Here is a 13658-nt window from a genome sequence, read left to right as displayed (position 1 = left end):
TTAATAAGTTTGAACTACAAAACTTAGGCTTTTAGTTACAGTGTTTTCCATACATCGGCTTGTCCTGGCGTATCGCCTTGAGTCCACCAATTAGCGCGATAGCGCTGTCCTTGATAGATTATTTCTGCGCCCGCTTGATAGGCTTTGTTAATACTCCATGCTGCTGGATTAGTACCCTCCTCAACAAGCTCCCACGCACTTGAACTATCGGGCTGCTGACCTTGATTCCACCATTTAGCTAAGTAAACACGCTCTTGAAAACTCACTTTATCTGTTGCTTGATAAACCTCAGTAGTGCTCCAAGGCGCTATAGCAGGATCATTGATAACGCTGTCATTAACGGTGACAACAAACTCGGTTTGGGTCGTTAATTGGCCATCAGAAACAGATACCACAACGGTATAATCTGTAGGTGTTGAAACTTCAGGTGAAATTAAGTTGATATTGGCATCGCTACCGGTAAAACTCAGTGGTGCCGGTACTGACCAAGTATAAATTAACGCATTTTGCTCATCATCAAACGCATGTAAATGCACAGCCGTGGTGGTGTTTTCATCAACTACTAGGTTTTCTGGCTTACTAACAATAGGCGCTGTATTATCAGGGGTGCCCTGCACGCTTAATGTATAAGTGTAATTTGGATTGCTTCCATAGACTTGGTTTGTTAGTACATCAGCGCTGTTAAATACAACATCACCAACTTGATTTTGCACACCAATCTGCACTAAATGCGCATAATCAAGGTTAAGTTGTGACGCCAACACTTGCTGCCAATTTGCTTGATTATCGGCATTGATCTTAAGTTGTTGGTTGATCACCTCTTGGCCAGATTCATCAAATAAGCGAGCCCATACAGTGTCGCCTGCAATGGCATTTTGCCCTTGACGTACAAAGTACCCAAGGCTTGCCCACGCATTCGGATTGGTTGGAGCAGCGTCGTTTACAATATTTATATCACTACAGTTATAAAAGCCTTCACCCACAACATCGTTTCGTTGCCAGCGGCTGTACAAAATAGCATCGCCGCTGCGCCCTTGTGGAATAGCCACACTCATTTGATAATAACGCTCACCATCGGTGTCTTTAATCACGTCAACATTTTGATGCTCCTGAACTAGCTCTAAGTCTTGCCAGGTCAATACATCAGTAGCGGCATTAAAAGTTGGCTTAGTTAAGTAAAACTGCCAAAAGCTGGGGTTATGTGGTGTTGATGCAAGGTAACGAACTTGAATTTCATCATTAGCATTGGGTACTACATCGCTGCGCTGCCAATGTGGTGATGGTAAATCCATACCCCGTTTGGCTGTATCGCCACCAGCACATAAAGTGCCGTTTGGTACACTGGCCTCAACTGCGGTTTGATTTAAATAGTCAGGAGTATTAACAGAAAATTCAATCGCTTGCACAAACTGCACCGTGCCCGATTCTAAATATGCTGCTCGACAAGCAAGGTTAGGAATATTTGTGCCATCTTCTGGCCACCAGTACCCGCCATCATCTTGGCAAAATGCTTGGCGCGCTTTAGGGATATCCATATAACCATGTGCTTGCACTTGCGGTGCTAGTGTACTGAGTAGTAAACCACTAGTAATTGCAGATAGCGTAATCGTGTTAAGTTTAATTGATGCCATTATTTTATCCTTTATTAGACTCAATGCATGGGGCAAGCTCAGGCCTACCCCTCATTGTTTTGTAAATTACAGGCTACAACTTAAGGTCCAATCTGCTGTTGCACCCGGCTCAGAGGTTGTCCACCACTTGGCTTTATAAACTGCGTTGTTATGCACCATTAGATCGCCGCCAGCAGCATGACTTGGGTTGCCCGCCCAGTCTGTTTGAGGGAAGTTTGGATAAACAGGTATCGTGGCTATATCAACTCCTTCACACGTACCTGCAGGGTCAGCGCCACCGTTATCTGGATTGCCCGTGCCATCACCCGGTGTTGCATCTGGTAGCATTGGGTATTCAGCTTTGAATGCGTAAGTTTTTCCATCTTTTTCAATGGTAAAATTGCTAGGCCCAGTGATTGGCATGTAGTACATCACTTGTGCATTCACAGTTGCACCAGCGCTAAAGTCTTTTGGTTGACCGCCCCATTCATTGTTCAGTGTGATTGAGAAACGGTGGAACTCGTTCTCAAAACCGCCAATATTATTACCCGCTGCGTTCGAGCCATTTACTTCTACTGCCATGCCCAGTTTTTCTTGTGCATTCCAGTTAGATTTAAAAATAGCGGAAGTTGATACCGGCACATCAAATGAAATTTTTGCACCACTCAAATCAAGACTTGAGTTATTAGTAAATGCAAACGTTGGGCTGATTGGGTAGTTATCATCACCGACAGGGAAATCTTTGGCTTCAAATGTGATATCTACTGCTTCAGCAGGCACTGTAAAGTTTGGATTTCCGCCATGTACATCATATGCAACACCGCTTTGATTAAACTTATCGTATGCAAGTGAAGTAAGCGTTGACCCCATGAAGTACTCGCCTTTTGCTGAGTCGTAATCAAAATCACCAGCAAGCTCCCAGAACATGATACCGCCAAGGCCATTGTTAATAACATAATCAACTTTAGAGGCCATCGACTCTTCATCTTCTATCGACAGAAATACTTTTTTATCGGCATTCCAAAGCCAAGGTGCGACGGCAACACTGTCGTAATAACGTGTGTAAGAACCTGTTAAGCGATCGTCAGCATCGGTATCGGGGGTTAAGCCATACACTTCGAGGTAAGAGCCAACAATACCATTTTCGAGATTTTTAGCGTGCCATAAAGGATTTGAACCGGCGGGCATTTCTTGACCTGCGTCGTTCTTATCGTGCCAAAGGTTATCAATACCTAATGCACCATTACCACACTTGTTCTTTTCACCAACCCCTGTACCTGTGGCACAATCAGCTTGGTTTGGTAAAGCCGATTGACCCCATAGACCATTAGTTCCGCCCGACACATCTTTAAAACCTCGAGTATAATAAGGAATACCGATATTGATTCGACCGGCAGCCATTGCCCCTCGGAAATAACGAACCGCCCAATCGGTGTTTAAGTAACCAACCCCTTCAAATTCTTTAGTGCCGTAGACGTTCCATTGTGTCAGTTCTGAGTCTAAACCGGTGTCAAATAAGGCAGCATTGTGCCCTACATGTGAGTTCCATGCGCCATGTAAGTCGTAAGACATAATGTTTACATAATCCAGATATTTAACCGCTTGAAAGGTTTCCATACCTCGTAATAAATAACCAGAAGATGGAGACGCAATAGTGAGTAAATAGTGCTGACCTGCTGCTTCACCTGCACGGTCTAGCTCTTCACGTACTTTTTTCATTAGCACTTGGTATGAGGCATTCAATCCTGCACGGCGCGCGTTGGATATAGGAAAATCATCGGGGTGACCTGAGTCGTTCATTGAAGATGGGTATTCATAATCAATATCAACGCCGTCAAATCCATATTTTTCAATAAACTCAACGGTGCTTTTTGCAAATGCATTAATACCTTCATAATTGACTGAGCCATCAGCATGGGTGGTCATGGTATAAAAGCCACCACTTTCAACGCGGCCGGTTTCATCAAAATACCCCCCCGTTTCAGCCCAGCCACCTACCGATACCAAGGTTTTAACGTGTGGGTGTTGTTTTTTGTATTTATTTAAAAGATTAAAGTGTCCTTTGTATGCAAACTCAGGATCCATTTCAGCGCCAATAACGCCTGGCCATTCCATGTTTGTAGCAGGATTATTTGCTGAATTAGGATCGCCAATAGATACTTTATTATTGGCATCAACATGCGCAAAGGCATAATTAATATGAGTAATTTTATCCCATGGAATATCATTAACTAGATAACTTGGTTGGTCATTAGCACCATTTCGCCAACTAGTAAAATAACCAATAACACGACGCGGATGGTCAGCTCCCATAACTTCACGACCATCAGCATCATACACAGTACAATAAGGCGTATTAACACCGGGGGTTTGATATAACCCTTGTGGTTGACAATCAGTTACACCACTGCCGGGCGCTGCAGAGTCAATAACATTTAGGGTTTTTGTGGTTTGTGCTGTAGCCCCTTCGTTATCAGTCACTGTAAGTGTAAAGCTGGCTTGCCCAAGAGCTGTAGCCTGCCATGTATACTGACTAGTTGCTGATGTCGCTTGATGAGTATCATCACCATTTATAGCAAAATTAAGTGCGGTGATCTCACCATCGCTATCGCTACCTGAAAGCTCAAACACAACTTGTGAACCCACAATTAGCTGTTCAGGTAAGGTACTCAATGAAATTGATGCAACGGGTACTTGATTAACAGGATTAGTAACGTCATCTGCAACTGTTAAGGTATTGATGATTTGTAATGACTGCGCACCTTGATCATCCGTTGCAATTGCACTTATTTGATGAGAACCCGCCACAGCTTGCCAATCAACGCTGTAAGGTGATGAAGTATCTGCAGCTAGAAAAATACCATCAACAAAAAACTCAACGGTGGTTACCTCTCCATCGTTATCAATTGCTTGCGCCGATATGACAACGCTGTCTTTATCGGTTAGTTGAAAACCGTCTGCAGGCATTAACTCGGTAATTACTGGAATTTCATTATCAATGACAGCGTTGTCACATACACCCAAAATTTTCCAATCTTTATAATCACCAGCATTCTCCACTGGATTGGCTTGCGTCCACCAGCTAGCTTCATACGCTGTGCTTTGCGCTTGCACTTGATCTCCAGCAACGTGTGTCTGGCCTGTTTGCCACTGTTCTAACGCACTGCAATCAATAGACGCGTGTACATTTAAACTAAGAAAACTTAACGATAAAGCACTTAGATTAAAGGCATTTGTTATTATTTTACGTGAGCTCATTGGCTCCTCCATTAACGATGTTTATACTCATTATTTTTTACCTTTCAGGTACAAACTTAACATGGATATCGTAAATATCAAGAAAATAATGCACAAATAACAAACAAAATAAATACAAAATAGTTACATTATAAAATTAACCAATTATTTATTACTATAAAATTAAGAAGGGATATTCCATAAAAAAGCCCAGCATTGCTGGGCTTTGAATGTCTAAGGGGTAAACGTTTTATTCAGAAAATGAAACCGTAATAATATTCGAACATACGTTTTCAGATACGCATAACTGATAGTCGTATGCCGGTAATGTTGCGTTACGCACATAATCACGGTAACGGCCATTATCTGATACGGTATCTACTAGTTCGCCATTTCGGTATAGGCTAAGTGACTCAGCCCCTACTTCTGCCCAGTTTAACTCAACACGCATAGTATCAAGACGTGACTTGTTAGCGCGTTTTAAGCTCAATTCAATTTCAACATCACTAACAACCACTGTTTGAGTGAATGTATCTGAGTTATTTTCACTATCCGTTACGGTTAATTCAACCTCATAGCTTCCTGACTGAGCGTAAACATGTGTAGGATTTGGGTTTGTTGATGTTGAACCATCACCAAAGTTCCAGCTCCACTGTGAAATGTCATCATTTACATCACGACTTGTATCTACAAATGTAGCAGTTAAACCTTGTGCTGAAACACTAAAGCCAGCTTGTGGTGGTTGTGGGCTTACCTCACCAATAGCGCTAAATGTAAGTGACCAACCATTGATATTACCCGTATCTGCACCAGCTGTATCTTCAACATGAAGTGTCCAATCTCCGGTTGCCACTTCAGAATTAAATACGCTTGATGTAAATGACTTAACAATATCGTCTGCACTGCCACCTTCATTGCTTTGTAAAGTTACTTCTGTACCTTGCGCTGAAATAAGCGTAAGTACTAAGTCACCAGACCAAGTATGCGTAATATCTACATCAGCAGTGGTGCCAAAAATAGTTAAATCATCAGCAACCGTAATAACTGAGCTTGCGCCCTCTGGAGAATTATCTGGAATAGCGATGTTTTCATCACTGCTGTAAGTAAAGTCATTTAAACCAGCAGGTTGAAGCATTAAGCTAACAGTTTGTTCTTTAACTTGCTCTTCAGTTGTTGCGGTAACAGTAAAGTCGTAATTTCCCCACTGAGTATCGCTGTTAGTTGCAACCGTTAGAACAACTTCATCGCCCGGACGAGCGGTAGTTGCGCTTAGTGATGCATCGGTAAGATCTGAAGCTAAAGCCAGTGAAACGTCACCTTCCCATTGTGCAATTGAGCCAATCGTAAAGGTATAAGTAACCGTATCACCTACAGTCGCTTGCTGAGAAACCGGCGATACAGATAATTTAAAGCCTGGAGTTGGATCAGCATCAATTAGCGCTTGGTTAACATTTAGGCGTGTACCTGCAACCGTTTTACCATTTAATGCCGCATTAGCATCACCACTAGACATAAGTAATTCTTTAAGCTCTAGTGTTGTTAAATCAGGATTAACTGAAAGTACAAGTGCAGCAGCACCAGCTACATGCGGTGTTGCCATAGATGTACCTGAATAAGTAGCATAGCTATTACCAGGAACGGTCGACAAAATACCTGAGCCAGGTGCGCCCATATCAACACTTGTTAGGCCCCATTGAGAAAAGCTAGACATATTATCTCTGCTATCAGTACTAGCTATCGATAATACGTTGTCGTTTTCATAATTAGATGGGTAGTGTGGATTTTGATCGTTATCAACCGCATCGTTACCCGCAGCAGCAACAAATAAAATATCAGCTTGCTCACTAGCCGTAATCGCATCAGCTAACGCTTGGCTAAAACCACCGCCGCCCCAGCTATTATTTAACACACGCAGATTAACACCCGCATTTTTAAGGCCAACCATGTAATCGATACACTTAATAGCACCAGAGGTAGAACCTGTACCATCTGCGGCTAAAAACTTACAACCAACAATAGAAACATCATGGTTTACACCAACAACACCGACACCATTGTTACCACTGGCACCGATTGTACCCGATACGTGTGTACCATGGCCTTCGTCATCCATCGGATCACCAACATCAGTAATTGCATTAATACCGTGAACGTCATCAATGTAACCGTTTCCGTCATTATCGATACCATCACCGGCAATTTCACCACTGTTTACCCACGCGTTCGCAGCTAAATCAGGGTGACTATAATCAACACCCGTATCAATAACACCTACTACAACATCACGACTACCTGTAGAGATTGACCATGCTTCTGGTGCATCAATATCGGCATCAGCCGTGCCACCAGTTTGGCCTTCGTTGTTTAAGCCCCATAAATCATCAAAACGAGGGTCATTAGTTGCGCTTGCTATGCTCACTCGGTAATCAGGCTCAACATACTCAATAGCTTGATGCGATTTTAAGCGCTCAATTGCTTCTTTAGCGCTCATTCCTGATATTTTAAATTTTGCGAGGCGGCCAGAAAATAACGAGGTGAAGTTATCATCAATTTCATCGTTATTTAGATCAGATATTTTGGCTTTTACTAACGAACGAGCTTGCTTACGCATTTCCGGCGAAGCATTCTTTTTATACTTAACAATAATCGAGTCACTGCTCGCAGTTACTTTTTGAGTTGTACTGTTAACATCAGGCAATTTAGCCGCAGCTAAACAAGGTAAAAGTGCAAGTGTAATAATAGATAATTTTGTTTTCATTGTTCTATCCGTAATTAAGTTAACTTAGCTTTACTAAGCGAAATATTTACGTTTATGAATTTAAGTAATCACGTGGCAAGCGTTAAGAAAACGGGTAATCAGTCACTAACTCAAGTAAAAAAAGCAAAATCAGGAACAAAACCATTATTTTTAACTAGAAATACAGTAAAAAAAACATTAATAGCAGCCATTTTAATGAATTAAATAACTTATTTTTAACATGGCATTAACTCATTATTTTTTACTGGTTTTTGATGTAAATAGATAGAAAATACAAATTAAACTGGTAAGTAATTGAAATTTATAGATTTAAATTACCATTAAAAAAGATGATTCAAAATGAACTCATTGAAGAATACAGTGACTGAGCAGTTATGAATTAGTGAATGGCAAACCACCTTACCAAGTACTAATGACCAAACCCTAGTTCATATTTAAAACAGCATTTTACGTTTAAGAATAAAAAGCTAATCACACATTATGGCAGCACGGCATGCTGCAACGAAAATACCTTTTTAAAACTTAATAAATAATCAAGGTATTTTATTTTATCTTTCAAGGAGAATAATAATGAAATTGAATAAATCACTTTTAAGCTGTGCAATTGCAATTGCAATGGGCGCCAGCTTTACAGCAAACGCAAACACAGAAACAAAAGCAGGTTCAACTTCTGAGCTTGCATCTAAAGTATCTGTAAGTAGCATTGAGAATGCTGTAACAGTTAAGCAATCATTTTCTGACAACACGGCATTAGTCTCTCAAGATGGCGATGGCAATACTGCACTAGCTACTGAAATCGGTAACAACAACGATGTTAAAATAGCTCAATTACAAAATGGTAATTACGCCGAAGTTGAAACAACAGGTGATAACAACCAACAAACTTATGCTCAAGATGGTGTTGCTAATGGTTTCATTACGCGCATAACGGGTGATAACAACGGCGTTTATGTTTCTCAATTCGGCCAAGGGTTATTTCAAAACAATGAAGCAATCAATATTATCACTGGTAGCGACAATAATATTGACGTTGAACAAGGAAATGGCGGTCACTGGTTTTACAACATGGACATGAGAGGTAATGGTAACGAAATTATTTCATCTCAGTCTGGTATGTGGCAAGAATTTGAAGTACTTAGCTTATCAGGCGATGAAAACATTATTGAAATTGAACAAACAGACACCTGGAATGAATTTAAAATAGGCTCATTACGCGGTAACGAAAATGAGATTGACGTTAGCCAAGATGGTTCACGTAACATCATTACATTTACTGATATTGCTGGTGATGACAACGAAATAGCTATTGAACAAAGCAGCGGTGATAACAATACCATTACTTTTGCAGCCGTTACTGGTAATGATAATGAAATAAAACTAGACCAAGAAGGTTCGAATAATGCTATTGAGTCTGGTCTTTTTGACGGTTCATTCAATGAAGTAACAGTTAATCAAATTGGTGATGAAAACCTTGCGACTACTGAGCTAATGGGCGACAACAATGAGCTTACAGCAATGCAAGTTGGTAACACTAATGAAGCATACATGGGTGTCATTGGTTCAAATAATGAATTTACAGTAACCCAGGTTAGTGATTTTAACTCGGTTCATTTAGCTAACTTTAATGGTAGCGGTAACGATGTTGATCTTAGCCAATCAGGTGGCGATGAAAACGCAATTTTAGTGCAGTCTTCATACCCTGATGTTTCTCTCACTTCAAACGATAACGATATTGATGTTAATCAAGTCGGTAATCAAAACGAGGCGATTGTTACACTAGCGGGTATCCTTGATAGTAACGCAAACCAAATTGATATTGCTCAAAATGGTGATATTAACGTTATTGACTTAATGGTAGAAGGCAGTAATCACTCTATTGATATTGCACAGCAAGGCGAAGGTAACTGGGTAGGTGGAACTGGAGATTCAGCGTTTTTATTAGGCGGTGAAAACGTTTCATTCTCTGTTACTCAAACCGGTAACTACAACACTGTTGAAGGTAACGTAATTGGCTTTAACAGTACATTCTCTGTCACTCAACTTGGTGATGGTAATACAGCAACAATTACACAAATGTAATTGATGAGACGGGGAGAGTAACCCTCTCCCTTATTTTAACTATGAAAAATAAACAATATATCTATCTTTTTATACTTTTAACTTTTTATACTCCTTTGAGTAATGCCAGTGCTGATTTAGAAATCGATGGATTATTACTAAACAAAAGTATTAGTCGCTTTGGGTATCAATTTTATAGTGAATTTTCAAATTATTGGCGTGAACTGCCTTCAACAGCTGGCTTTAATGTAGAAATAAAAGAAACGGTTATACCCCGTGCTGGTACTAAATTAGTTTTAATAATGAATCATAAGATTATTTATGCAACCCATTTGGGACGAAAGTTAGAGCCTTTGGACGAGCGAGTAGAGCAAGCAGTGCACTCTGTAATGGACGCCATGGCGCGATCGAATATGCAAACAGCGAGTCCTGATATGGCATTGAATGGATGGTAACAATGAAAAAAATAGCATTAACAATAATAACAACTTTAAGCTTTTCAGTCTCCGCAACTGAAATTATTTATACCCCTATTAACCCTAGTTTTGGTGGCAACCCTCTCAATGCAAATATGCTGCTTAGTAAGGCACAAGCACAAAATAAACATAAAGCGCCGGTTGTCGAAAAAGGGTATGCAGAGCAGTTTCAAGATTCATTAGAGCGGACATACTTAAATCGAATGGTGAGAGAAATCACCGACATGGCTTTTGGGGAAAATATTGAAGACAGTGTTTTTAATCAAGACTCCATTTTTATGAGTGGTGATTATCAAATAGAAGTGATCACCAGTACAACCGACACTATCACGGTTAGAATAACAAATGTAATTGATGACTCGGTTGTGGTTATCGAAGTACCGAGGTTTGGATAATGTATAAATTAATAATAATAACAATCGCTCTTTCTCTTAGTGGTTGCTCTACTATGGGTAATTTAATCCCTCCGTCAAAACAAAGTGCGGTAACGTTAGAGCCAACAGATGTCTTTTCTGATTTAAAAAGCTTACCTAAACCTGCGGGCAGCATTCCAGTCTCGGTTTATTCATTTCGCGATCAAACCGGTCAATATAAGCCACAAACTAATGTTAGCTCGTTTTCAACGGCCGTCACTCAAGGTGCAAACTCTATTCTAGTGCAAGCATTACATGAGTCTGACTGGTTTACGCCGGTTGAACGTGAGGGTTTGCAAAATATTTTGACTGAGCGAAAAATTATTAGAGCGGCACAAGCGACTAACCCTAATCAAGGCGAGCTACCGCCGTTAACCACTGCGAAAATCATTTTAGAAGGCGGTATAATTAGTTACGACACCAATGTAAAAACGGGTGGCTTAGGAATGGAATATTTTGGTATTGGCGCATCAGAGCTATATCGTGAAGATGCAATATCAATCTATTTACGTGCCGTAGATGTAAGAACTGGCCAAGTATTGTTATCAGTAGCCACCAGCAAAAAAGTATTGAGCCAAGAAATGCGAGCAGGTTTTTTTAGGTATGTTAGCTATAAACGTCTGGCGGAAGCTGAGGCGGGCTTTAGTGATAATGAACCAATGAGCATTTGCGTAACGCAAGCAATAGAAAAGGCGCTTACAGATCTTATCACCAAAGGTATTGATAAAGGCTTATGGGCTAAACAGGCAACTTAACCTACTCTTGCAGATGGCCACAACGTCATTGATGTGGCCAAACAAATAACGATTAGCTCTCAACGGGTAATAATACTGAAATATATCTTTGCGCCCAATTGGCCAATTCAACTCTATTACGCGAATTAGTTTTTTTAAATGCGCTATAAAGGTGAGTTTTAACAGTGTGGTCGCTAATGTTTAGTTTGTCCGCTATTTTATTATTACTCGCTCCTTGTGCTATTAAATGAATAACCGATTTTTCTCGTTTAGTTAAATGCTTATAGTCAGCTTCATTTAACGTGATATCTTCGCTTAAGGAGCTAAACGAAGAGGCCACACTTAGAATATCATTAAAGGCCTTAGAGATTACTTTACGAGTAAACCAAAGCTCACCAGTAGAAATTCTTACTAAGCCTTTAAATATATCTTCTGCTGCTGCCGATTTATAAAATACCCCATTAAAATGATTGAGTAATAAGTTTTTTTCACATACTTGCTCTAGTTCTACATTAAAAAGCACAACTTTATACTGTTTAGCCAAACAAATTAAATCTGCTGGGATCAAGTCCTGCCAATCATTTTGAGAGCCATCAATTAGAAAAATGTCATAAGCACCACGCTGATCAATATGTGGGATAGTACTGTCCATTTTTATATCACCAAAAATGGCTTGAAGTGTTCTTAAAATAACTGTGTAGTTTTGAGAATGGAAAGACGATTGAAGCGTTGTCTTAATAAAAGCCGAGCTTTTTTGCAACATATAACTCATCCTTGAAACATTAGATTTACAACAATCGTCACATTACCTAAATTAACTACAAAACACAATGCTCTTTTGGTATAAGCCAATGAGTTTAGTTACCCTATAAAAGTGTATAAAAGCGTGATGTAACACCGTTAGTCCAACCAAATCCTTGTTGTACTTGATATTCACCCCCGCTGGCTTTTTGTTGCGGTGTGCATACGTTATATTTTTCGAGCAAGCATTTATTTTCAATAAAATCTTGTTCTACCATTGTTAGCCAGTTTTTCATTATGCGTGTAGCTAATTGATCAATACCATAATTACGCAAGCCTTTTACCGCAAACCATTGTAATGGAGCCCAGCCATTCGGGCTGTCCCATTGCTGTGGAGTATCAACAACCGTTGTTACAATACCACCTACTTTTAAAAACTGCTCGCTCAATACGTTTGCAACCAGTTCAGCTTGCTGTTGCGAGGCTAAATTAACAAAAAGCGGGGTACTTGCCGCTGCACTTAAAATAGCAGACGGCTTAGATAGCTTATGATTATAATCAACAAAAAAACGCTGCTCATTACTCCAAAGATATTGATTAATAAGTGACTTTCTTTTTACAGCATAGTCGCTGTACGTTTGTGATTGTTGCTCATTGCCAAGCAATTTAAAGCATTCACTAAGCTGATTTTCTAAATTGTACAGTAGGCAATTTAAATCTATAGGTACAATATCTGTCGTTTGAATTGAGCTTAGTAAGTTTGACTCGGCTAACCAGCGCGAGCTAAAGTCCCACCCAGATTCGCACGCAGCACGAATATTACGATAAAACTCAGTTTTTTTATCATCACTAAACCCTGATGCAAGCGCTAAGTCTTCTCTTAATGACTCTGCGCGAGGAGCCGCCTCATCATCCCAATAGCGATTTAATACCCCACCACATGGCATTGTTACCACGCGTTTTACACTTGTTTGCGTATCACTGAGTGTATCTGCTCCTTGCATCCAAAATGCGTGCTCTTTTGTTAAAGCTTCAACACACAATTTAAGCCAAGCTAAATTATGTGTTTTACTGTGAGTGTGCTGCCATAAAAGATCAACCATCAGCGCTAAAATAGGCGGTTGTGAACGCGATAAATAATAACTGCGGTTACCATTTGGAATGCAGCCGTAATCGTTAATTAAGTCTATGAAGTTTTGTAGCATGTCTTCTACTACATCACTTTTATCTGCATCAATTAAACCTAGCGCAGTAAAGTAACTATCCCAATAATAAATTTCTTGAAAACGTCCACCAGGTACAATATAGCTGTGCTTTAAAGCGAGTAAAGAATTAGCTTTGGGTGTATCGGCTTCACGTCGAAGGCCGCTCCACAGTGAGTTTATGTAGCCTTTTACACTGGTGGTATTTGCAGCCCCTTTCATTGTTAATAAAGGCGTTGTTATAAAATGCGCATCAACAAAGTCTCTTAATTGAGTTTTATCAAGGGGTGCTATTTGCTCATACTGTTTACAGGCTCTTTGCCAATCAACACGCGCTGTTGCATCAGCAAACGTTTTACAGTCGCTAAATATGTGCTGTGTTTGTACATCTTTAAATAATTGGCTATTAAAAAAACTCATAACTGTCCT

At 40.0% G+C, this 13658-nt stretch carries 9 protein-coding genes; 4 read left to right on the top strand and 5 right to left on the bottom strand.

Annotation, left to right across the window (positions count from 1 at the left end):
* Nucleotides 1-35 precede the first annotated feature (35 nt).
* The 3 genes from L641_RS0118120 to L641_RS0118110 all read right to left on the bottom strand — a co-directional run bounded on the left by L641_RS0118120 (nucleotide 36) and on the right by L641_RS0118110 (nucleotide 7605).
* Nucleotides 36-1631: a lytic polysaccharide monooxygenase gene (locus tag L641_RS0118120; RefSeq protein ID WP_024602695.1), complete on the bottom strand. Its 1596-nt coding sequence runs from the start codon at nucleotides 1629-1631 to the stop codon at nucleotides 36-38.
* A gap of 66 nt (nucleotides 1632-1697) precedes the next feature.
* Nucleotides 1698-4868 carry a glycosyl hydrolase family 18 protein gene (locus L641_RS0118115; RefSeq protein ID WP_024602694.1) on the bottom strand — a complete coding sequence of 1057 codons (3171 nt, stop codon included), beginning with the start codon at nucleotides 4866-4868 and terminating at the stop codon, nucleotides 1698-1700.
* 229 nt (nucleotides 4869-5097) lie between these two features.
* Nucleotides 5098-7605 (bottom strand): S8 family serine peptidase, encoded by a 2508-nt coding sequence (locus tag L641_RS0118110; RefSeq protein ID WP_024602693.1) that lies wholly within the window; start codon nucleotides 7603-7605, stop codon nucleotides 5098-5100.
* Between the two features lie 570 nt (nucleotides 7606-8175).
* Between L641_RS0118110 and L641_RS0118100 the strand changes: the two genes are divergently transcribed.
* The 4 genes from L641_RS0118100 to L641_RS0118085 are packed head-to-tail and all read left to right on the top strand — an operon-like array spanning nucleotide 8176 to nucleotide 11307.
* Entirely contained in the window at nucleotides 8176-9684 is a 1509-nt protein-coding gene (locus tag L641_RS0118100) for a curlin (RefSeq protein WP_024602692.1), read from the top strand.
* A gap of 41 nt (nucleotides 9685-9725) precedes the next feature.
* A complete protein-coding gene (locus L641_RS0118095; protein WP_024602691.1) occupies nucleotides 9726-10118 on the top strand; it encodes a curli production assembly/transport protein CsgE in 393 nt (130 codons plus the stop codon).
* Complete coding sequence (locus tag L641_RS0118090) at nucleotides 10112-10534, top strand: curli assembly protein CsgF (RefSeq protein WP_016900115.1); 423 nt, start codon at nucleotides 10112-10114, stop codon at nucleotides 10532-10534. Before L641_RS0118095 ends, L641_RS0118090 begins: the two co-directional genes overlap by 7 nt.
* Nucleotides 10534-11307, top strand: a complete 774-nt coding sequence (locus L641_RS0118085; protein ID WP_024602690.1) for a CsgG/HfaB family protein — start codon at nucleotides 10534-10536, stop codon at nucleotides 11305-11307. Before L641_RS0118090 ends, L641_RS0118085 begins: the two co-directional genes overlap by 1 nt.
* 52 nt (nucleotides 11308-11359) lie before the next feature.
* Here L641_RS0118085 and L641_RS0118080 read toward each other — a convergent pair whose 3' ends face one another.
* Nucleotides 11360-12049 (bottom strand): LuxR C-terminal-related transcriptional regulator, encoded by a 690-nt coding sequence (locus L641_RS0118080; protein ID WP_013462996.1) that lies wholly within the window; start codon nucleotides 12047-12049, stop codon nucleotides 11360-11362.
* A 103-nt stretch (nucleotides 12050-12152) separates the two neighbouring features.
* Nucleotides 12153-13649 (bottom strand): alpha,alpha-trehalase TreF, encoded by a 1497-nt coding sequence (treF, locus tag L641_RS0118075; RefSeq protein ID WP_024602689.1) that lies wholly within the window; start codon nucleotides 13647-13649, stop codon nucleotides 12153-12155.
* Nucleotides 13650-13658 lie beyond the last annotated feature (9 nt).

Source organism: Pseudoalteromonas sp. TB41 (assembly GCF_000497975.1).
GTDB lineage: Bacteria > Pseudomonadota > Gammaproteobacteria > Enterobacterales > Alteromonadaceae > Pseudoalteromonas > Pseudoalteromonas tetraodonis.
Note: the sequence above shows the minus strand (reverse complement) of the source record. Positions and strands in the feature narration are given on the sequence as shown.